Genomic DNA, 21,688 nt, shown 5'->3' on the forward strand with positions numbered 1-21,688 from the left:
TCAATAAGGCAAACAAAGCGTAGACAGGAAACAGCACTCTCTTAAAACCATGCAAAACGACTGACAACTGCACGAAGAAAAACCTGTGGTATCCCCGCTATCATAGGTACAGACGAACCCTTAGACCGGAGGCTTTGCGTCCCAGTTTTTCAACTGGTTTGCCTTTTACACGCAATGACAACGTTGTCATTGCAAATATCAGAATAAGCGTAAGTGAAATAAAATTGCAACAAAATATTATCAACTGCGTTATTGGCTAAAATCGTAAATAGAACTAGCCATCTGATAAGAAAGGAATTATGCAAATTAAACTATCGCTAATATTTACTTTGGATAATGAGGATTATCTGAATACTTTAAAAATAAAAAAACAGGACTCGATATGCCAAAGGTATCACAAGTCCTGCTTTATATTTCACAATTTACGTCGCTTATACAGCTAAAACTCAATCACTAAACATTCATGGCGCAAACCATTGTCGAGCAACATTATGATCCTTATGCGCGGGGCATTTATTATCCTTATGCACGGGGATAGTCCCTTGCGAGCATCACAGATAAACCGCGGCAAACCAAGGTTTCCATATCATCGACACGATTGATTTTCATCTCAGCTAAGGGCGCGCTCAATGCCATTTGCTTTAAGCTTTCGAGACAGCCTTTGTAGTAAGGAGCGCTATTCATCATACCGCCAGCAAGCCAAATTCGATTGGGATTAAATAAATTAACCGCCCACGCTAATCCCATGCCGAGATAACTGCCCGCGCGATATAAATCATCCTGAGTGGAGATTTTGCGGCTGCGTACTGAATCGCCACTGGCCAGTTGCTCTAAACTAAACTCGCCAGATTCTGTCATCACGCGACAAGGCCCCAACTCCCCCGCCACGCCAGTCGCTCCCGTAAAGACTTGCCCATTAAAGGCAATAGACATACCGATCCCAGTGCCGCACATGACCAATAATTCACAGGCATATTTGGCATCACAAGTCGCTTGCATACCCGCATCGATATCGTTGCAGATAAACTTAAGCTCACCCTGGGTTTTGACTGTATCGAAGCTCAATCCATTGAGTCCAGGTAAAGATTTACAAGAAACCAAACGATTATTTTGTACCAGTCCAGGTACGGCAATCGCTAGTTGGTAATGCTGTAAATCATAATCACGTTCAAACGCCGCAATTTGATTATTTAACTCTTCAATTTTAAAACCTTCACCTGTGGGGATTTTATATTGTTCTGTATGTCCCGCGAGCTGAAGTTCGAACAGGGCTTTGGTACCGCCCACATCTATTGTTAGTATTTGCATCGCTTACTCCACTGATACATGTGCTCCACTCTGACCCCGAGTAGAGATGGCAAATGTTAACATAGGGTCCAAATGTTAGCGATTGAATAAAACTTAAGTTGCTAATTTTTAAGGAACAAGTCCTAATTAAAACATGACCAACCTTTTATTTAATTCACTTTTCATGCTCAAAATCACATAAATAAATTAACAACAAATCCCATAACCTCAAGCGTCTTACCTGCACAAATTCACGATTGTATACAAAATCCTTTATTCGCTACCCTTGCATCTAGCGCGCTAGACTTGCGATAATCCGAGCCGGTTAAAACTCAAATCAACATAAACCTACTCATCCTTAGGCGATCTTCGCCTACCGACTCGCATAGCATGCCAGTCTTAATTGGAGCCCTTATGTCACAATCAATCGCTAACCGTCTCGGTGCTATTCGTAACGAATTAACATCTGCTAATCTCGATGCTTTTATTATTCCCCGTGCCGACGAATATCTGGGCGAATATGTGCCGGCACATAACGAACGTTTGTACTGGGCAACCAACTTTACCGGTTCGGCGGGTATGGCTATCGTATTGAAAGATAAAGCCGCAATATTTACCGATGGCCGCTATACGGTTCAAGTTCGTTTGCAAGTCGATGCCACACTTTTCAGTTATGAAAGCCTAACCGATACACCACAAATTGAGTGGTTATGTGACACGCTACCAGCAGGGTCTCGCGTTGGTTTCGATGCGCGCTTACACACCTTAGCTTGGTATGACAATGCCAAAGCAACCTTAAATAAATCCCAAATCGAATTAGTTGCAGTTGAACAAAACCCCATCGATTTGCATTGGCAGAATCGGCCAGCACAGTCGAACGCGCCTATCACTTTGTTTAGCAACGAGAGTGCAGGTAAAACCAGCCTGCAAAAACGCATTGAAATTGGTGCCTTAGTAAAAAAAGCCGGTGGTGATGTTGCCTTAATCGCCGCCTTAGATTCTTTCTGCTGGCTACTCAACATTCGCGGCAATGATGTACCGCGACTACCCGTTGTACTCGGCTGTGCCCTGCTCCACGCCAATGGTGATATGCAGATTTTCACCGATTTAAGCAAACTCCCAGAGGGCATTGAGGAGCATGTTGGCGCTGGCGTAAGCTTTAAGGGCGAGGCATCTCTTGCCGATACACTCGCCAGCATGCAGGATGTAAAACTACTGGCCGATCCGAATTCTGCAAACGCTTGGGCACAAAACATTGCCCGTGAGGCAGGAGCAAAATTGATAGCTGGAATCGATCCTGTCGCTTTACCTAAAGCGCAGAAAAACGCCGCAGAACTGGCTGGCATGCGTGCCTGTCATATCCGCGATGGCGTCGCAGTGAGTCGATTCCTTGCATGGCTCGATGCCGAAGTGGCGGCCAATCGCATGCACGATGAAGGCACCCTTGCGGATAAATTGGAAAGCTTTCGCCTAGAAGATGAGCGTTACCGCGAGCCAAGTTTCGACACGATTTCAGCTGCCGGTCCTAATGCCGCTATGTGCCATTACAATCACAACAATGGCACACCAGCCATGATGACAATGGACAGCATCTACTTAGTGGATTCTGGCGCTCAGTATATTGACGGCACGACAGATGTGACCCGTACCATTGCGATAGGTGAAGTGACCGATGAGCATAAAAAAATGGTCACGCTGGTGCTAAAAGGTCATATCGCGCTAGACCAAGCTCGCTTCCCAAAAGGTACTTCAGGCCAGCAGCTCGACGCCTTCGCCCGCCAATATCTATGGCAACATGGTTTTGATTACGATCACGGCACAGGCCATGGTGTGGGTCACTTTTTAAGTGTGCACGAAGGTCCGCAGCGCATAGGTAAAAATGTCAACGGTATCGCATTGATGCCCGGCATGGTGCTTTCCAACGAGCCGGGTTACTACCGCGCCGACGATTTCGGTATTCGCCTAGAAAACCTCGTCGTCGTTCAGCACTGCGAAGCACTTAAAGGGGCTGAGCGTGAAATGTATGAATTCGATGCGTTGACTATGATCCCTATGGATGCGCGCCTTATTGATAAGAGCCTGTTAACGCAAGGGGAAATAGACTGGTTTAATGCTTATCATCAGCAAGTATTCAATACACTTTCTCCGTTGATGTCAGGGGATGAATTGGCTTGGTTAACTCAAGTGACTAAAGCAATTTAGCACTCCGCTGATAAGTAGCGATTTAAGTCGTTATTTTTGTCACTTACACACTATAAAATAGAACGCCCAAGGCAATTAGCATTGGGCGTTTTTTTAGCGCTATCTGTGTGTTTTAAACCCCACGTCTTATTTCAAAACCATGATTTCAAAACACGATTTAAAAACATGAGTCGCTAAACCATAGTAGGTTGTGCCATCGGCTGATAAGCATCATCCAGCGATGCTTTAGACAACACTTCAAAGTCCTGATGAATTTCAATAAAACAATCGACTAATTCAGGGTCGAAATGCTGACCTTTGCCTTCAATAATTAAGTCGATAGCCTCTTGATGGCTAAAGGGCCGCTTATAACATCGGGGAGAAGTCAGCGCGTCATAAACATCAACTAGGGCCACTATCCTCGCCGAAAGCGGAATATCTTCACCTTTCAAACCAAGGGGGTAACCACTACCATCCCACTTTTCATGGTGACCCGAAGCAATATCGCGGCCCATCTGAATAAAAGTACATTGGGGCGCATATTCCAACAAACTGCGTAGCACTTGTCCCCCGATCACAGGATGAGCTTTAATTTGCTCAAACTCCTGCGGCGTTAATTTACCCGGTTTGAGCAGAATCGCATCGGCGATACCGACTTTACCTATATCGTGCAAAATGGCCGACAAACTAATGTCTTGAATATAATCTTCGTTCAATTCTGCAGGAGGATTGGCGGCCAGTAGTCGCTGCGACGCGAGCATTTTCGAATACTGCCGCATACGTAGCAAATGCGCGCCTGTTTCGTTATCTCTGTATTCGGCGAGTTTAGCTAAGCCTAATACGGTAGCTTGGCGTGATGCTAAGGTTGAATCGAGTGCGTCAGCCAACTTACCTAATAAATAAGTAATAGTTAACGTCAACATGGCATTGGTCACGATAAAATTGACCACGACAACGGCCCAAATACCGACACTATAACCTTGGGTTTCAGGCCAATTGAGCCAATTAAAATGATAGGCAAAACCAATCAATACCAAACTTAGCCCATTCAAACACTGGGCATATAAGCTGGCTCGATTTCCTAAAAAAATACCGACTAACGGCGGGAAAATAAATAACCAGAAAAAACCAGCTCCCGAAGGGCCAATCGCAATTAAAAAACCGATGCCGATAGCAAAACCCAGCAAGCAGCCACAGCCAAAACGCGTACTATCAGCAAGCTTAGGAAAATACAGTAAAAGCAGTAAAAACAGATAAGCCAGCGTATCAAATACCACCATAAACCAGAGATCGGCGATGACGCATAAATACACACTAGTGATATATACAGGCACGCAGAGAATCGCTAGAAAGCCAAATAAACGTTCAAAGATCAAACGTCGCCAATGTGGCAGTGCCGCCGCTGTTCCCAAGGACGCTGTGGCTAATTTAGTTACACCACGCCTAAGTGATATCGCCATGGGAAGTTCCTCTTATGTAGCATTCCCGCTGTGAGCTAATAAACTAGAAGAGCAAAATCAAGATACACCACTGAAGCAAGGAAAAATAAACCATCTTTTGTTGCCCATTAAAGAATAGACTAAGGCCAATAAAGCGCTCCATGAATACTGCGATATCAAGCCGAATCAACGACATTAGTCCAATATCATCGAACATAATTTATATTTAAGATGAATGACAAATACCCACTCAAGACATAAAAGAATAACCCTATACAAAATACTAGAATTAACGATTTAACAGGATAAACGCTCGTTTAACTCCACATTCTCGCTACTTAAAAACTTTATATATTGCAATAGCTTATAAATACGACGAACGATTGATTTTCACCTGTCAGCCATGAGAAACCGCTCTCCTATACCCACACAAAAATGATACTCTTATCACATAACAAGCTTACTCCGATGAGAGTCAGCACAAGAAAATTCGCGCCTAACACCGCGTCCTGAACCCTAATGAACCACATCGGCCCTGAATGGACACACTAAATGAGCCAGAGTAACGCCTCAGCGAATAAAATAGTTAATACACAGAGATCAGATCAAGAAATCCGCTTAACACCACAAGATGAACTCATTTCCACCACTGATACTCGCGGTATCATCACTTACGTCAATGCCCGCTTTGCCGAAGTATCAGGCTATAGCGATCAAGAATTAATTGGCAGTGCCCATAATATGGTGCGCCATCCGGATATGCCGAGCGCCGCCTTTAAAGAAATGTGGGAAAAACTTAAGTCAGGCCAATCTTGGCGCGGCATAGTCAAGAACCGCTGTAAGAATGGTGGCTTCTATTGGGTTGATGCCTTTGTTTCGCCCTTGTTTGAAAACGGCACTATTATCGGTTACCAATCGGTGCGCATTCAGCCTCAAGCCGCCTACGTCACGAAAGCTAATGAGATTTACCAAAGACTCAAATTAGACAAATCCATTCCTAAACCTTTAAGTTTAATGCAAAAACGTATCGTATCTGCGGTTGTAGCCTCCACAGGTTTACTGATCGCTGGCTACTTTTGGGGCTGGGGCGTAATTATCGCAGGGGCGATTCTGATGAGTTTAAACCTCGCCATTTTCTACGATGAGGCTTTTCGTATTCCCGCTAAACTGATTGAAATGCAAAACAAATATGACTCTATCAGTCGTTACATTTACTCGGGTGCAGATACCTCTTCTATCCTCGATTTCCAGCTCATCATGCTACAGGCCAAAATGAATGGCGTACTGGGGCGCACCCAAGATCAAGCCAATCAATTACATGCAATTGCCGATCAATTAGTGGTCGCGACCGAGCAAACCTATGTCAGCCTAGATCAAGAGAAAAATCAGCTAGAACAGCTCTCTGGCGCGATGGAAGAAATGAGTTCAACCATCACAGAAGTGGCGCAGAATACCCATCTCACCTCCACCAGCATCAATACCGCCTATGATCTCTGCCTTAAAAGCAGTGCTAACATGAAGGCCAACACTCAAAAAATGGAGCAACTGGCAAAGTCTGTTGCCGATGCCACCAACAATGCCCATCAATTAAATAAAGAAGCCGAGCAAGTCGCTAATGCGATGGGCGAAATTGACTCTATTGCCGAGCAAACGAATCTCCTCGCCCTCAATGCCGCGATTGAAGCTGCCCGTGCGGGTGAACAAGGCCGTGGATTTGCCGTGGTTGCCGATGAGGTTCGCGCGCTATCGAGCAGAACCCAGCTATCAACGAACAGTATTTCTAAGAGTGTCGATAAGATGTTCACTATGCTCAACGCATGGGCCAAAGAAATGGAACAAAGCCGTCAACATGCGGAGCGTTGTGCCAGCGATATTCAGCTGTCCGCCGACAATGTAAACACCATTTACCAAGAAGTGAGTGACATCCACACCTTTGCCCAACAAAATGCAGTGGCAGCCGATCAACAGCGTCAAGTGGTCAATGAGATCGCCAGTAATATTCACTCCATCACCCATGCCAGCGCCGAGAACTTAGCTGCAACCCATCTGATTGGTGATGCCGCCCATCTTCTTAAACACAATGCCGAAAAAGCCCTTGGCCTGAGGCGCACCTTCGGTTAAACATAAATGCAAGATCCAAAATACCGCAGCCTAGGTTGCGGTATTTTCTAATATAGCGAGCTTTAATCCGTATTGTTGAGTCCATATTTTACTCAACCCTTGTATAGATCAATAAGACCTAGCCCACCTGAACCAGTACCAAGCCTTTTATCCCCTCCTGATGAAATGATGCAGATAAAATGCCAAAACACTAAAAAGTACAGGTTTTAACCGAAATTTTTGCTATACTCCGCGCCCGCCATTTTTCTTATAAAATCTGTGTGGAAGAATGAGCCAGCCGGTACACCTCTCTCCTTTAGACGAGTGATAAAGAGGCTAGTGGCGCTTGAATGTTTGAATAAGTGAACGATAGGAATCCAAAATGAGATTTGAATCTTTTAGTTTTTCCCCCGAGATTTTGCGCGCTATCTCAGATTGCGGTTATCAACAAATGACGCCTATTCAGCAGCAAGCGATACCTGCTATCCGCCGCGGCCAAGATGTCTTAGCCAGTGCCCAAACCGGTACGGGTAAAACCGCCGCTTTCGCGCTGCCGATCCTGCAAAAGATGGTTGAAAAGCCAAGCGAAACGCTAAAGTCGAATGCCCGCGTATTGATCCTTACGCCGACCCGTGAGCTTGCAGCTCAAGTGGCTGACAACGTTACGGCTTACTGCAAATACTTAAACTTTAGCGTATTAACCATTTACGGTGGCGTAAAGATTGAGACTCAAGCGCAAAAGCTGAAACGCGGCGCCGATGTGATTGTTGCCACCCCTGGTCGTTTACTTGAGCACCTTACCGCCTGTAACTTAAGCCTGTCGAACGTCGACTTTTTAGTGCTAGACGAAGCCGATCGCATGCTCGACATGGGCTTTAGCGCCGATATCCAAAAAATCCTTCAAGCGGTAAATAAGAAACGTCAAAACTTGTTATTCTCGGCCACTTTCTCAAGTGCGGTGAAAAAACTCGCCAACGACATGATGGTTAAACCGCAAGTAATCAGCGTTGATAAACAAAACACTACAGCCGACACCGTTAGCCAAGTAGTTTATCCGGTTGAACAACGCCGTAAACGCGAACTGCTTTCTGAGCTTATCGGCAAGAAAAACTGGCAACAGGTATTGGTATTTACTGCGACCCGTGAAGCCGCCGATACGCTAGTCAAAGAATTAAACTTAGATGGTATCCCATCTGAAGTGGTCCACGGTGAAAAAGGCCAAGGCAGTCGTCGCCGCGCACTGCGTGAGTTTGTGGCGGGTGATGTTCGGGTGCTGGTTGCCACCGAAGTCGCCGCCCGTGGTCTGGATATTCCAAGCCTTGAATACGTAGTCAACTATGACTTACCTTTCCTCGCCGAAGATTATGTACACCGTATCGGTCGTACAGGCCGTGCAGGTAAAACTGGCGTAGCCATTTCATTTGTGAGCCGCGAAGAAGAGCGCACCTTAGCCGATATCGAAAAATTGATTGGTCAACAGATTCGCCGCGTCACTGTGCCAGGTTATGAAGTTGGCAGCCGCGAATTGCTATTAAAGCAATTGCAAACCCGCCGCAGTTTTGCCAAAAAGCAACAAAGAACCGACAACGTCGGCGCTCAAGTTGCTGCTGAGAAAAACATGCAGGGCCGCCGCGTAAAAATGAAGGTGGGTCAAGCACCGAGCAAAGCGAAAAAGCTGAAATAAACAACTAACATAGGCAATGCACCTCGCCTATCAGTCTCGTTATTAAAGCAAAAAGCGTCCCAAGGGACGCTTTTTTATTGAGCCGAATTAATGAGCTATAAACCATAGGCTATAAGAGTGACTCGCTCTCAAAGATGGCTTATCTCAGTCCGAACTCTGTGACGAAGTCAATACTTAGCCTACATAACTGAGGCCGATCACTTATTCGAAAAAACCACCAAATAACTGTTTAAGCCTTTGCTCATCAATGGGATTTTCGCCGCGCCAACCCGCTAGCGGTAAGATGATGTCAGAGCGGATACTGCCCGAGTATTTGATATTGCAGATCGCTTCAAATGGCGTAAATGCTTCATAAAGCGGCGTAACATAGGAATTTGGCATGATGCCAAGCTCAGCTAACACCGTCAGTTGGCCACGGAAACTGTACTTTTTAAATTGAGGAATAATCTTGGCTTTCTTCACCCTTTGCTCGAGTTTTCCGGGTGTTTCATCTAAAGGAGCCTGACGGATAGCTTCAATTAATGCACTGAAGATGGCCACATCCTCTATACTGGGTTTACAAGGCGATAGCGTACAAAACTCTTGTAATTCTATGAGATTGTGCGCCCAGCGCTCGTTCCACACACTGCCAGCGTAACAGGAAAAGATTTCTTGTCCCTGCTCAATCCAGTTAACGCGCTTGATGGAACACACAGGACAAATGTCACTATCGGTTGCCATCGAATGTTCTGGTAGCGCCTTAGCAAACAAATAACTGAGAATGGGTTGACGACCGCGAGGGAAGCTTGAAAAACCACATAAATAGGCCGCCAGTAAATTCTCCAGCGCAAGATTCGGCTGCTTTAGTATCGCTTTATAGCCGAGCACCACATCATCATGACTCAGCTTAACTCGGTCGTTGACCGGATAGCCACTCTGTTCAATCAATGCGATTTCAGCATCAGATAGGCCTTGATAGGAGTAGATATAAGTTCCCGTATCGACATCAAACACATCGCCATTATCGATTCTTTGTTGATAACCATGCTCGTCTTTGCGGTACGACTTTTTATAATAGACTTTCTTTAACGCCTTAAATAATCCCTTATCCATTTACCACTTTCCTATTGAAAAAATTACCAAACATCACTTCAACCTTTCAAGGCTGTGGCAATACTATCACTTTCGCGTTCAGCGCCCCACCTTATCTCAGTTAATTAGCAGACTCGATTAGCTTACTCAATTAGCCCATGTTATCGGCTCACACCATTGACTCATATGAGACTAAAACGAGCTTTTGGGTGATTGAGCAATCATTGCTTTAAAAACACCACGATATCTGGATACACACTGCAATAAATTGCAGCATTCGCCGTTCTTATAGCTGTCATCCCCATTCACGACCCAACAAGCGTACAAACCAGAGCCAATCGCTTGAATTGATAGAATAACCCATAACTAAGAGAGATTACTTATGCCGTCCCTACTACAGCGCTTTTTATTGACCACCAGCCTACTGCTTGGCAGTTTTACCACGCTAGCTCAACCTATCGCTAAGGATGAATATTCGGTTAGCCCACTGCTCAATGGCGAACAAATTCCCGCAATTACCTTACAAGATATGAATGGCCAAAGCGTTGATTTAGCAAAATTAACCGCACAAAAACCAACCATTTTCTTTTTTTACCGTGGCGGCTGGTGCCCCTTTTGCAACAACCAAATGGGGCAACTAAAAGCCATCGAACCTAAACTTATCGACATGGGCTTTCAACTGGTGGGGATTTCCACTGATACACCCGCACAGCTAAAGGCATCGGCCGCTAAAAACGAACTCAAATATCAGCTACTTTCCGATGAAAAAATGCAGGCATCGCAAGCCTTTGGTCTTGCCTTTTACACTAGCAAACAAGTCACTGATACTTATCTGAGTCGCTTAAAACTGGATAACCCACTGTGGACAACGCCCGAAGGCGATAAACGCTTAGTTCTGCCAGTGCCGGCAATTTATATTGCTGATACTCAAGGATTAATCCACTTCCAATATGTGAATCCCAACTATAAGGTGAGACCCGCACCTAAATTGATTCTGACGGCTGCCAGCCTCGTCGGTGCACCAGAATAATCCATCCCTCATCAAAGCAGCCGTTAAGAATCGTTATCGATTTAGCGGCCGCTTTGCTAAACTAGCTCCGCCGCAATCAATATCGTCCAAGTTCAAATAGATAACATCACTTCAGCCCGCGGCGGAGTCATAATGAATTCTCAAACCTATAACCAAGCTGTGCTCGAACTCGCCCTTGCGGGTCTTGCCGATTTAACCGCTTCAGCACAGACCAAGAAAGCCCAGCGCACCTCTGCGCAGGAAAGTCATTTTTTGTGTAATTGGATGGTCGAGTCCTTAAAGGAAAAACGCTTTTCTAAACTGGTAGCCGACGATCTCACGGCTTGGATACGTTTGGCTCGCAGCCAAGGTGCGGGCGCCGAACTCAAGCGTTTACTAGAAAGGATAGTGTATCAATATCAATCAATTGAGACATCTGAGCCCGCTTTAGGCACGGCATTAAATGCCATGATAGAAACCTTAAAACAAGCCGATTGGTTAGTCTTTACTGACACTGAAATCAGTGCCAAGCTGAAACTCGATGGTGATGGTCAATCTAGCTTAGTGATTGATGCCAAAGAATTTAATCAACATATTAAAGACAATCAGCTGATCAAGCCAATCAACTTATATGTCCGCGCCGATGAACAGACACTAACGCGTATCGCCCTGTCCCATGGGTTATTGCTCAGTCAAGGCAATAAAAAAACTAGCTTGATTAAGCACCATAAAACCTATCAAATTTTCCCTAATAATCAGCAACCAGCTTTGTGTCAGCTATTGGCTTAAGGTAATACCAATCGTATTAAATATCTGTTCATTCAGCGGGAGTTCAACGCGCTTTAGATAAGGCGAAGGCTTTCGGCATAGTGGTGCTCTGCCGAAAGCCTTAAACGCAGTATAAAGCGCGTTGCCATGTAGTGAACATCAGCCGCCCTTCGGGAGCCACACAGGCATCCCACTCCGGTGTTGCATTGACTTAAAAGGGAATAACCATTTCTGCGTCAATGCGCCTTGGATTGAGATGCCTGTGAGGCTCTGAACTGATTAGATATTTAATGTGATTGGTATAACAGCGAAAAGCAGAAAATAGCTTGAATATGGCGGATGTGACTGATTGTGATCCAATAAACAATTCATTCACATAGTTTAGGTAGAATGGCCATCGGATAGGCCTTGGCTAAAGCAGAGATAACAAGGATAAAAGCAATATGGTTAAGCGATGTTTGCAGTATAAACACTTAGTTCGATTTGCCTTGTTCACCCTTTGCTTGACTCAACAGCACGCCTTTGCGGAACAGCTCAAATACAATATCACTGGCTCCTATTCTTGGTATCCGTATTTTATCGGTGATCAAGCCGAGGCGCCGGGGATGATCACTGAGCTTATTCCGATGATTTTATCTATGGCTGAAATCAAAGGTGAAATCCTCGCCCTGCCGCCCAAGCGCACCAATAATGCGCTAGAAACCGGTCAACTCGACTTTGATATCGTCAGCCCCAGTTGGTTTGAAAAGCAGGATTTAGGGCCGCTGTTTGTCAAATCGGCCCCCATAATGCAAATCACTGAATATGTGGTCACATTACCAGAGAATGTCAGTAAATATAAAGATATCAGCCAGATAAAAGGCCAAGAAATAGGTACAGTGCGCGGTTATTTATATCACGACGATAAAGATTTTATCCGCGCAGACTTTACCTCAGAGCAGGAGCTGATCAAAGCCTTAGATAAACACAGAGTCAATGCCGTTATTGCTGGTAATTACCCGGCGTTGTATTGGTCGACTCAGTTGCGGATCCCAGTTGCACTGGCGGCAGTGCATTCTGATGGTGACTTAGTGTTTAGGTTGCGAAAAGAACATGCCGATTTGCTTCCTGCCATCAATCAAGCCATAGCGACACTGAAGGCCAATGGTAAAATTGACGAAATCATCAAAAAGTACACTCAAACGCTGGCAAGCTAATTTCACGCTAGCTATATGAGATATTTGCGATAAAAAAGCGCCCGAAGGCGCTTAATCAATATCAATAAGGTAGCAGAATCTCAGTTTGACCATTCACAAGGATCATAATTAGCGAGTACGGCCGCATAACTGTGACTCAATCCCAGAGTCGAGTAGTAATAACCTTTCCCCTGATTGTCCACTGCATAATGGATATCCTCGGCCCCAAGCTGTTGCGGCAATTGCTCACGCACATTGGCTAATGTAGGCTCATCATAAAGATAGGGGGCAAACGTCAGTACACTCTCCAGATAGACCTCAGTATGGCGGCAGCTATTGCGACGGATCTGGGCAATAATGGCCTCAAACGCTTCACCCCGCTCCAATGCTAACCATTGCTCAGCGTAACGTTCAACTATGCTTCTGTCGGAATAGAAGAAATACCGCTTATCCGACAAACGCATCTGCACATCCTTGTAAGCCTCATTGAGGATTAGGCGAATATAACTGTTAACCGTTTGCTCACTATCCCACTCGAGCCCTGCCACGGCGGCGATTTGCTCCGCCGTGACTAAGCGTCCGTGTTGGCTAAATACCCTGATATAACCGACAAGTTCAATCATAGTGTCCAACTATAGTGTTCAACTGGGTAACAGGCCTCGCGCCGCCAATCTATCGGCAACAAAACCTAGGCTAAACTTGTCGAGCGTGGCCCGAGTTGGCGCACCGGTTTGAATATCCCAACCAAAGGCTTCATAGAACATGTCCAGCGCCGTTTGCATGTCTGCGCGGTCCATCTTGATGGTGCCCTCTTGACCGAAGTTTTTATCTGGATTCAAATCATAAACCCAGTCACTGAGCACATCATGCTCTTCGCGCATATTGCTTTCATTCATTTGCAATACGGTTAAGGCACGGTGTAAATGCAGCACTCTTTCCGCCTTAAAGTCCAATTCCGTTTCTGTGGTTTCAATCCCAGTCACTAAACTGAACATCTGCGATTCAATAGTGCTATCGCCTTCATAGTTGCGATTTTTATCCGGTGATGCCAACAATGGGAACATCCAGTTACACAGTGTCAGAGAGTCATGTAATACGTTTTTCACCAGCGACCATTTTGCAAAACGGATCTTAGCCGCATTGATTGGGGTATACCAATTCACCTTATCGAATGCACCTTCACCCCATTTTTTCTCGGCAATCGCCACTGTCATATCGTGTGGCAAACCACTGTTAACTATGTTGATGTGGGAATGGCACTGAGCATCACGATTAAAGACGACGTTGATTAACGTACCCACCTGACCCGCGGTTTCACTGGCATGGTGCACGGCAGCATTGGTTTTCTTGTTGAATACCTTAGTGGCACTTTCTTTATGAATATCCCAATGACCTAACTTAGGATTGGTTCCATCTAACCCCCAACGCTTGATCAAATCATATAAGCCGTCGGCCATATGGGAAATTTCACCTTCTTTAAACGCCACTCGGCGATAAAAATCAAGTAAGAAAGCGGGATCTTGGTTATCCCAGAGCGCCCAAGGAATACTATTAAATTCATCTTCAGGTAATAAATGCTTAAACATATCCTTTGTTTTTAGGAATTTAAATAGATGAGAAATGGAGCCATAGTTACACCAAATACCATAGTCATCGAGAATATGAGCCCCTAAAGCGCCCGCCATCGCATGTGCTTCTGTACCATTTTTGGTGCCCATTAAATACTGTGGTACGAGGAATCCCATACAGACGTTAGATATATGTTCGGTTTTACGACCGTATTTGCTTTTCAATTCAGGGACTTTTAGCTCGCAGAAGCAACGTATAGGGCATGAATGACAGCCTCCCGTACGCTTCATCCACTTATTGGCGTATTCCACACCAATGTAGCTTTCTGCCATCGAAGTTCGAAACCCAATACGATTGCGTTCATTCCATGGCACTTCGCCTAAATCGATTTCTTGATCGGCAGCGCCCCACTTCAAACCGGGCCGAGATTTCCAGCGGCTGATGGGGGCTGAGTACTCAGCCCAAGATTGCGGCGTTGAAGGAACGACACCATTATTGTTGGCACCGATAATACCTAAAATATGGTCATCTAAGGCACGCATCTTTTCATTATTGGCGGCGATTTTAACGGCGCCAGTGCCGATAATGCCGATCCCTTTACAATTTTTTGACCCCATTACCGAGCCATGACCACCTGCTGAGTGCCCGCCCTGAGTCATAATGACAGAAAGAGGCACTTGGTTTTCACCCGCTTGGCCAATCGCAGCGACTTGTGCATTAGGTCCCATCATTTGCGCGATCATGGCGTGGGTATCAAATATACCTTTACCCCATAGGGCGTCAGCAGGTTCAATCGTGACCTTATCATCCACAATTTTAAGCCACACAGGACTGCTCGCTTTGCCTTCTATTGCAATCGCATCGAAACCCGCAAATTTCATTGCGGGTGAAAAATGCCCACCAAAGTGACCATCGGCAATCAGATGTTTTTCAATGACGGGACTACGGGAAGTAATGGTTGTTCGTCCAGTACAAATAACGCCTGAACCCGTTAATGGCCCCGCAGAAAAGACGATAATATTATCTGGGTCGATTGCTGTAATATTATCCTTATGATCATCCCACAATATTTTATAACCAATCCCCATACCACCGATATAGTCATAATATTTATTGATTGGCTCATACCATATATGATTAGTTGTTAAATTAACTCTGAGGACTTTACCCGCCCAACCACCTATTTTATCACTCATATTATTTCTCCTGAATTTAAGAAACTAAGCCGGTATATTTTTCATATTGTTCTAATGCAGCTTCAGCCTCTTCCCAGTTATAAAATTTAATTGCACCTGTAGGACAAACTTGCGCGCAGGCAGGTTTACCGTTACATAAATCACATTTGACGGCTTTCATTTTACTGCGAACAACTTTAATGACTTGCTGAGGACACTTATCTGCACAATAACCACATCCGACACAACGTTCTTCATCAATCACTTTGGCGCCAGTTTGTTCGTTCGTTGAAATAGCTTGCTGTGGACAAACTTCAGTGCAAACTTCGCAGTGGCGACAAGTGGAAGGAACAACGGTTTTATCGCCGCACTCTCCTCGTTGTATTTCATAGTCAAATTGCACACCATGTGGGCCATAGTTCATATTTCTTTCTACTTTAACTCGGGCAAGTGTCGGACTGCTATCCCCTTCATGGTTCCAACCACAGGCAATTTCACAGCGTCTACAGCTAACACAAACCGTAGGGTTCACCACCATGAGTCCACCAGGCATGACTTCTACTATCTCTTGGCTATTACTGTCACTGCCACAACCGGTCAGAAAACTTATTAATGTTCCGCTATAAACTGTACCGACAGCAACGCCCATACCGCCTTTAAGCATTCCTCTTCTGGTAATCATATTTGATCCTTTATTAGTCAAAGCAATATAATTAAAATATGCATACACTTTGATTCCCGACAATTTATGCTAAAGTAATTATGTCTTTGATTTTTAACCTGCGTCACAATTACCCATATTGGGGCATTATTAGATCAAGTTACACGACATACATCAGAGTAACGTTTTCAAGAATTAACAATTAAACATCTAGCAAATTTAAATAATGCCTCACTTCAAATTACCTTAATATAATTAACAAATAACTTTTAAATTTTGTTAATTAAGTGCAACTCGACTCATAACTAAGTTAATATCTATACCGCATACATTCCGATTAGAGTCCCGACAGAATCTAATTAAAAAGGAATGGAAAATGATGAAAACGAATACCCGTTCTCAATGGAAAATCTTTACGCCAATGGCAGTCGCAGTCTGTCTGATGACAGCCTGTTCCGATGGTGACGATGGGAAAGAAGGTCCACCAGGGATTGTGAGTATCAGCATTGAACAAGCGGATACACTCAAAGCGACAATAGAAAATGTGGTTATCGATGCGCAAACCCATGTTCAGGTCGATTTCTTCCTCAGCAATGCCAATGGTATTGCGGTCACAGGGCTAGAAAACCTGAAGGAGCTAGATACCTTAGGTGTCGGTATTGCCAAATTAGCACCGCCGCAGGAGCACTATCAAATCACCCAAGCCGCGGCTAATGCTATGGTAACAACTGGCGCTGAAGTCACTAACTCTGCAGCAAGCGCGACAGATGCTGCGTTGCAATGGACCAGTTACATCAATAATCAAGTAGAACCCGCCACAAATGCCCAAGCGAATGCACAGACTCAGTGGCAAGCAGGCATTGAAAGCAGCTGTAAAACGGCTTGTCTAACCTCCTTAGGCGCGGGCCAATACCGTTACACTTTGAGTAAACCACTCACGGGTTACTCCCAATTTACGGGGATAGATACCCAGTACTCGCCTGAGCTCACCCACAGGATTTACCTAGAGTTAAAACCGTTAGCAAACAGCCCAATCGACACTCAGTTGATCAACAGCGTGTACGATTTTGTGCCCGCCACAGGACAGACAGTCGCGGCGGATATGGGCCGTAAAGTGATCGCGCCGGAACAAGCCTGTTTTCGATGCCATAACCAAGACTTAGCCAATACCGATACTCGCCTTTTGATGCACGGCAATAAACGTTTTGCCTTTGAGGGCTGCGTTGTCTGTCACACGACTTACTCTGGCGATCCTGAAACGGGTAATAGCCTTGATATGGCGACATTGACACACCAGATCCACCAAGCCAAATATCAAATTGTAGGTTACAAGGGACAGCTATATGACTACGCCAATGTGACCTTTCCCGGTGATATGACCCAATGTCAGCAATGCCATATTCCCGGCGCAACGGCGCAAAGTGGCAATAGTAATATCCCCAGTAAAACCGCGTGTCTTGACTGTCACAAAGCGCAAATCCCCGCAGATTGGAATGGCACTGTAGCGGGTTTATTCCACAACAGGGAAATTTTTGCCAACCCATGGGCACTGGGTTGTAGCGGCTGCCACCCTGATAGCACTAATCCTGAAGGTGTCGGGCTTTTCCACAATGCCGCCGTGAAAACAGCCACTAAGCTGGTGAGCGATTACCAAGTTAAGTTACTGAGTTCGCAGCTAAGCGTTGAAGCTAAGACCCTTGCGGTGACATTGCAAGTGCAGCAAATGGAGCAACTGCCCGCCAGTCAACCTATGATAAAATCCTTCTGGTTGATTGCCACTGGTGAAACAAATAGCGCGAACATGCCAATCAATAACGGCCAGCGTAAAGTGTGGGATTTATTAGCAAACACCAGCGACGTCGCCTTAAAAATTACCGCGCCCAATCAGCTAACCGTCACTATATCTAACCTAACGACTGCCGATTTTGGCGATCTGAGTCAGTCAAAACTCTACAGTAAACTGGTGCTCTGTGCCGATAAAAATACCGGCTTTGCCGTTAACTGTAATATCGCAAATCAAGAGGTGAGTCTCAGTGCCATTAATTCGCTAAGCCTGCAAGGTCAAGCTGTTACAGCAAAAGCTAAGGTCGATGAACAGGCCTGTCGCCAATGTCATGATCAAGGATTAGAAGATAGAGTTCTGTCGGCGCATCAAATGAAAGGAATTTTTGAACCCAATAGCAGCTGTGGCACCTGTCATGCACCGCAAACAGCAACCGCACTGACCGATGGGCAATGTCAAAGTTGCCACAGTAATGATGCGATTATGTATCTCAATGCCAATGTGATGCATACTCCTGGGGCCAGCCAAATCAAGCCCTATCGCACCATCAACAATACTTTGAGCTACAGGGAAATGGTGCATTCACTGCATGCGGGAACCCGCACTGTAGTGGGTTTTGATAACCCACGTCCCGAACTCACTTACCCTAATGCAAAAAATAACTGTAGTGTTTGCCATAGCGCAGGACAGCTCAGTCTCGAGGGGCTAAGTGCACAACAATCCCTGTTAGTTGCGACACCCGATGCAGCCAACATAGGGCAAATTGCCGAGTACTCACCAACCTTAGCAACCTGCACGGCTTGTCACACGCTTATCGATAGTTTAATCGTCCATGCACGCAGCTTTGGCGGAGTTTACCAAAGTGATGCCAGCGGTGGTCGAATTTACCAATCAGGACAGGAGTCATGCGCAACCTGTCATGCCGAAGGTCGCTCATCGGGGGTCGACAAGGTACACAAATAAGCCGTTAGATTTGATTTAATGCAAAAAAAACGCTCACCATAATGGTGAGCGTTTTTATTTCATTCGTATTATTTATCAATACTTTATCCGCACAAGGCTCAAAAGAGCAACGGCGAGCGCTTTACTTGATTTGACTTAGTTTAATGTCGTTGAGATTAAGGCTTGAGCACACTTTGGCTCTCTACTGCCTGCGTTTGGCTATAGTCCTTAGGTCTAGAGTTCGACAAGGTAACACCACTTAAGGCTTCGGCGGTTAATGTGTTATTACCGTTCAATAAATCATTCAAGGTTCCAGAGTCACCATTCACTAATCCTAACTCCCTGAGCATGGCATCGATAACAGGCGCATTGGCGCGATAGTTTAACGCTGCACTGGTCACTTGCTCTGCGATACCACCTTGATGGTGAGCACCTTCGCCACCCGCAGCAAATTGATGACCTGCACCATAACCTTGAAGAATCTTAATACCTTCGATGTTTTCTAACGGCTTAACGGCTTGTGCCACAATTTCAGGCAAGGCCTTCAAAATGGCGAGGGATTTTTGCAGGGCGATCTGCTCATCACTTAAGACGTTTTCAGCTTCATAAAGTGCTTGTTTACCTGCGGCTTCAACGGCATAAACTTTTTCATCCGCTTCAGCCTGCAGTTTTTTCGCATCGGCACTGGCGCGCGCTTCAATCAGAATAGCACTCGATCTGTCTTCAGCGGCACGTTTCTCAGCTTCGGCCTGCACTGTTACGCCGACAGCATCACGCTCAGCTTCCTTACGAGCATCAATCACTTCAATCTCTTTGCGACGATTAGCTTCTGCCACTTGGCGCGCTGTGATTACCGCTTCTTCTTTTTCAACTTTCAGTTTTTCGGCTTCAGCTGCACGGGCACGAGCTGCTGATTCTTCTTCAGATTTGGCCGCAACCGCAATGCGTTTTTCCTGCTCAGAAACTTCGATATCCCTTTGCTGTTGAATGCGCGATTGCTCAATCGACTTATACTTTTCAATCTCACGGGTTTCGATATCTTTGGTCTTTTCGATTTCAGCGGTTTCAATGGCGCGCTCTTTGGCAATCTCGGCTTCGCGTTCTTCACGGGCCTTGTTTTCTTTCTGCTTAATAATCTCCGCTTTTTGATCGGCGCGTTTAAATTCTAACGACTGTTGCTGGATCAGGCGCGCTTCTTCTTCCGACTTTTCAATCTCTAAGGATTCCTTTTCAGCTTCGAGGTTACGCTGCTCGATCTTAATGCGGTTTTCCTGCTGAATATCGTTGGTTTCTTTGCGTTTCTCTTCGATAATCTTCGCCAGACGCGCACGACCTTCGGCGTCAAATGCGTTGTTTTCATTAAAAAACTGCAAATCAGTTTGATCGAAACCCGTTAATGAAACCGATTCGAGTTCGAGACCGTTTTTCTCCAGATCGTTGGCGACGTTATTTTGCACCCGTTGCACAAAATCGGCACGCTGCTCATGCATTTCTGTCATGGTCATTTCGGCGGCCACGGCACGCAGCACGTCAACAAACTTAGACTCCATCAGCTTTTTAAGCTCTTCAACACGGTTTGTACGCGTGCCTAAGGTTTGAGCTGCCATTGAAATACCATCGGAATGTGGGGCTACACGCAAGTAAAAATCGGCCTTCACATCGACACGCATTCTGTCCTTAGTGATTAGCGCATCTTTCTGGGTTTTCTCCACTTCGATACGCAGAGTGTTCATGTTTACCGAGATGGTTTCATGTAATACAGGCAACACAATAGCGCCGCCATCTTTAATGATTTTCTCACCACCAAAGCCGGTACGCACAAAGGCCATTTCTTTGGTTGCACGTTTATATAGCTTGGCGAAAATTAACCCGATCACAATCAGGCCGAGTAGCACCATACCCGCAACGAGCAAAATAAAACTACCGGATGAACCTACGTTTGTTAACACATCCATTTGATTTCCTTTCAATTGATTTATGGCTTGGGAAGATTAATTATCAAAACGCGTAGCAGACCAGACTCGGCCTTCTCGCTTAAGCAGCACGACTTGAGTGCCTGAGGCAAACTCGATATCCGAAGTTTCGGGCTCGACTAAAACGTAATGTTTTTGTTGATGTTTATCACGAACGACGGCTTCAGAGGGCATGCCTTTAATTGCGCAACCTAAAGTAATAGTGCCGACATAGCCGCTAAGATCATCTAGCGAGATCGCACTCGATTCATTTTTAGGTAAATGATCAGCAAGCACTCGGCCAAAATAACGGCAAGAAAATGCACTGGCGACAATAGCAATAGGTAAAGTAAACAGTTGCGGCAATAAAAAACCGGCAAGACTAACACTGATAAAATTGACGATATAACCCGCAATCGCAAAACTGGTCAGCGCAAGCACAAACCAAATAAGTAATGGGAGTCTATTTAGACACAGCCAACCGGCAATGCCCGTGAGTCCACCCGCGCCCACATCAGCATCATATTCCACATCAGCAGGCACCCATTGGTCTAACGCACTTAACATGCTTAAACCTATGAATAATGCGAAGACTTCAAACACACCAAGGGCCAGTACGCAGGCAAAAGCTATGGTGTAAGGTAAATTAGGCTGTTCAACTAAAAACGCCCACATAGTCATCTCCTTTAACAATACAGCATTCCATTTATTTCACTGTAATTATCGACTTAACCACAACAGAATAGCAAGGCAAGCACAATTTCCAAACTAAAAATTGTCCCTAAAATAGATTTTGACTATCACTCTGCTGCGCCAAAATCGCGTGGCCATCTTCGCTACGAGTACCCTATCGAAAACCACTTTAACACTGCAACTCTCTTTTTAACTTAGC

The 21,688-nt window shown here is 45.3% G+C and carries 15 protein-coding genes and 1 riboswitch; of the genes, 7 read left to right on the plus strand and 8 right to left on the minus strand.

Annotation, left to right across the window (positions count from 1 at the left end):
- Positions 1-84: 84 nt before the first annotated feature.
- A riboswitch (cyclic di-GMP riboswitch) is annotated at positions 85-173 on the minus strand.
- A gap of 349 nt (positions 174-522) precedes the next feature.
- Positions 523-1,308 carry an ROK family protein gene (locus tag L5L91_RS04810; RefSeq protein WP_028761333.1) on the minus strand — a complete coding sequence of 262 codons (786 nt, stop codon included), beginning with the start codon at positions 1,306-1,308 and terminating at the stop codon, positions 523-525.
- Positions 1,309-1,701: 393 nt separating this feature from the next.
- On the opposite strand from L5L91_RS04810, the gene L5L91_RS04815 reads away from it, so the two are divergent.
- Positions 1,702-3,489 carry an aminopeptidase P family protein gene (locus tag L5L91_RS04815; RefSeq protein ID WP_263185719.1) on the plus strand — a complete coding sequence of 596 codons (1,788 nt, stop codon included), beginning with the start codon at positions 1,702-1,704 and terminating at the stop codon, positions 3,487-3,489.
- A gap of 173 nt (positions 3,490-3,662) precedes the next feature.
- Here L5L91_RS04815 and L5L91_RS04820 read toward each other — a convergent pair whose 3' ends face one another.
- The gene (locus tag L5L91_RS04820; protein ID WP_168822982.1) at positions 3,663-4,928 is read right to left on the minus strand and encodes an HD-GYP domain-containing protein; all 1,266 of its coding nucleotides are present in this window, start codon (positions 4,926-4,928) and stop codon (positions 3,663-3,665) included.
- 531 nt (positions 4,929-5,459) lie between these two features.
- Between L5L91_RS04820 and L5L91_RS04825 the strand changes: the two genes are divergently transcribed.
- Both L5L91_RS04825 and L5L91_RS04830 read left to right on the plus strand, forming a co-directional pair.
- Complete coding sequence (locus tag L5L91_RS04825) at positions 5,460-7,028, plus strand: methyl-accepting chemotaxis protein (protein WP_113939382.1); 1,569 nt, start codon at positions 5,460-5,462, stop codon at positions 7,026-7,028.
- Positions 7,029-7,389: 361 nt separating this feature from the next.
- Positions 7,390-8,691, plus strand: coding sequence for a DEAD/DEAH box helicase (locus L5L91_RS04830; RefSeq protein WP_028761337.1), 1,302 nt, complete (start codon positions 7,390-7,392; stop codon positions 8,689-8,691).
- A gap of 201 nt (positions 8,692-8,892) precedes the next feature.
- On the opposite strand, the gene L5L91_RS04835 is transcribed toward L5L91_RS04830, so the two are convergent.
- Positions 8,893-9,783 (minus strand): hypothetical protein, encoded by an 891-nt coding sequence (locus L5L91_RS04835; protein WP_263162065.1) that lies wholly within the window; start codon positions 9,781-9,783, stop codon positions 8,893-8,895.
- 361 nt (positions 9,784-10,144) lie between these two features.
- Here L5L91_RS04835 and L5L91_RS04840 point away from each other — a divergent pair, with 361 nt between their 5' ends.
- The 3 genes from L5L91_RS04840 to L5L91_RS04850 all read left to right on the plus strand — a co-directional run bounded on the left by L5L91_RS04840 (position 10,145) and on the right by L5L91_RS04850 (position 12,735).
- Positions 10,145-10,792, plus strand: coding sequence for a peroxiredoxin-like family protein (locus L5L91_RS04840; protein WP_219254075.1), 648 nt, complete (start codon positions 10,145-10,147; stop codon positions 10,790-10,792).
- Between the two features lie 132 nt (positions 10,793-10,924).
- Entirely contained in the window at positions 10,925-11,560 is a 636-nt protein-coding gene (locus L5L91_RS04845) for a DUF2913 family protein (RefSeq protein ID WP_263148865.1), read from the plus strand.
- Between the two features lie 422 nt (positions 11,561-11,982).
- Positions 11,983-12,735, plus strand: a complete 753-nt coding sequence (locus tag L5L91_RS04850; RefSeq protein ID WP_113939376.1) for a substrate-binding periplasmic protein — start codon at positions 11,983-11,985, stop codon at positions 12,733-12,735.
- Positions 12,736-12,815: 80 nt separating this feature from the next.
- On the opposite strand, the gene L5L91_RS04855 is transcribed toward L5L91_RS04850, so the two are convergent.
- Genes L5L91_RS04855 through L5L91_RS04865 form a run of 3 tightly spaced genes read right to left on the minus strand, consistent with a single transcriptional unit; the run spans position 12,816 to position 16,140 of the window.
- Positions 12,816-13,337: a hypothetical protein gene (locus L5L91_RS04855; protein WP_028761343.1), complete on the minus strand. Its 522-nt coding sequence runs from the start codon at positions 13,335-13,337 to the stop codon at positions 12,816-12,818.
- Between the two features lie 18 nt (positions 13,338-13,355).
- Positions 13,356-15,479 carry an aldehyde ferredoxin oxidoreductase gene (locus tag L5L91_RS04860; protein WP_263148864.1) on the minus strand — a complete coding sequence of 708 codons (2,124 nt, stop codon included), beginning with the start codon at positions 15,477-15,479 and terminating at the stop codon, positions 13,356-13,358.
- Between the two features lie 16 nt (positions 15,480-15,495).
- Positions 15,496-16,140, minus strand: coding sequence for a 4Fe-4S dicluster domain-containing protein (locus tag L5L91_RS04865; protein ID WP_105251824.1), 645 nt, complete (start codon positions 16,138-16,140; stop codon positions 15,496-15,498).
- A gap of 355 nt (positions 16,141-16,495) precedes the next feature.
- On the opposite strand from L5L91_RS04865, the gene L5L91_RS04870 reads away from it, so the two are divergent.
- Positions 16,496-18,865, plus strand: coding sequence for an OmcA/MtrC family decaheme c-type cytochrome (locus L5L91_RS04870; protein WP_263235796.1), 2,370 nt, complete (start codon positions 16,496-16,498; stop codon positions 18,863-18,865).
- A gap of 155 nt (positions 18,866-19,020) precedes the next feature.
- Here the strand turns inward: L5L91_RS04870 and L5L91_RS04875 are convergent, their stop codons facing one another.
- Both L5L91_RS04875 and L5L91_RS04880 read right to left on the minus strand, forming a co-directional pair.
- Entirely contained in the window at positions 19,021-20,799 is a 1,779-nt protein-coding gene (locus tag L5L91_RS04875) for a flotillin family protein (protein WP_263148861.1), read from the minus strand.
- 36 nt (positions 20,800-20,835) lie between these two features.
- Positions 20,836-21,471, minus strand: a complete 636-nt coding sequence (locus tag L5L91_RS04880; RefSeq protein WP_028761348.1) for a YqiJ family protein — start codon at positions 21,469-21,471, stop codon at positions 20,836-20,838.
- Between the last annotated feature and the right edge of the window lie 217 nt (positions 21,472-21,688).

This window comes from Shewanella sp. SM55, assembly GCF_025654025.1.
GTDB lineage: Bacteria > Pseudomonadota > Gammaproteobacteria > Enterobacterales > Shewanellaceae > Shewanella > Shewanella oncorhynchi.

Excerpts from the sequence above, each read along its gene's own strand:
- L5L91_RS04860 (WP_263148864.1), bottom strand. The coding sequence starts at position 15,479 with ATGAGTGATAAAATAGGTGGTTGGGCGGGTAAAGTCCTCAGAGTTAAT.
- L5L91_RS04880 (WP_028761348.1), bottom strand. The coding sequence starts at position 21,471 with ATGTGGGCGTTTTTAGTTGAACAGCCTAATTTACCTTACACCATAGCT.
- L5L91_RS04865 (WP_105251824.1), bottom strand. The coding sequence starts at position 16,140 with ATGATTACCAGAAGAGGAATGCTTAAAGGCGGTATGGGCGTTGCTGTC.
- L5L91_RS04855 (WP_028761343.1), bottom strand. The coding sequence starts at position 13,337 with ATGATTGAACTTGTCGGTTATATCAGGGTATTTAGCCAACACGGACGC.
- L5L91_RS04840 (WP_219254075.1), top strand. The coding sequence starts at position 10,145 with ATGCCGTCCCTACTACAGCGCTTTTTATTGACCACCAGCCTACTGCTT.
- L5L91_RS04870 (WP_263235796.1), top strand. The coding sequence starts at position 16,496 with ATGATGAAAACGAATACCCGTTCTCAATGGAAAATCTTTACGCCAATG.
- L5L91_RS04875 (WP_263148861.1), bottom strand. The coding sequence starts at position 20,799 with ATGGATGTGTTAACAAACGTAGGTTCATCCGGTAGTTTTATTTTGCTC.
- L5L91_RS04815 (WP_263185719.1), top strand. The coding sequence starts at position 1,702 with ATGTCACAATCAATCGCTAACCGTCTCGGTGCTATTCGTAACGAATTA.
- L5L91_RS04820 (WP_168822982.1), bottom strand. The coding sequence starts at position 4,928 with ATGGCGATATCACTTAGGCGTGGTGTAACTAAATTAGCCACAGCGTCC.
- L5L91_RS04810 (WP_028761333.1), bottom strand. The coding sequence starts at position 1,308 with ATGCAAATACTAACAATAGATGTGGGCGGTACCAAAGCCCTGTTCGAA.
- L5L91_RS04825 (WP_113939382.1), top strand. The coding sequence starts at position 5,460 with ATGAGCCAGAGTAACGCCTCAGCGAATAAAATAGTTAATACACAGAGA.
- L5L91_RS04845 (WP_263148865.1), top strand. The coding sequence starts at position 10,925 with ATGAATTCTCAAACCTATAACCAAGCTGTGCTCGAACTCGCCCTTGCG.
- L5L91_RS04830 (WP_028761337.1), top strand. The coding sequence starts at position 7,390 with ATGAGATTTGAATCTTTTAGTTTTTCCCCCGAGATTTTGCGCGCTATC.
- L5L91_RS04850 (WP_113939376.1), top strand. The coding sequence starts at position 11,983 with ATGGTTAAGCGATGTTTGCAGTATAAACACTTAGTTCGATTTGCCTTG.
- L5L91_RS04835 (WP_263162065.1), bottom strand. The coding sequence starts at position 9,783 with ATGGATAAGGGATTATTTAAGGCGTTAAAGAAAGTCTATTATAAAAAG.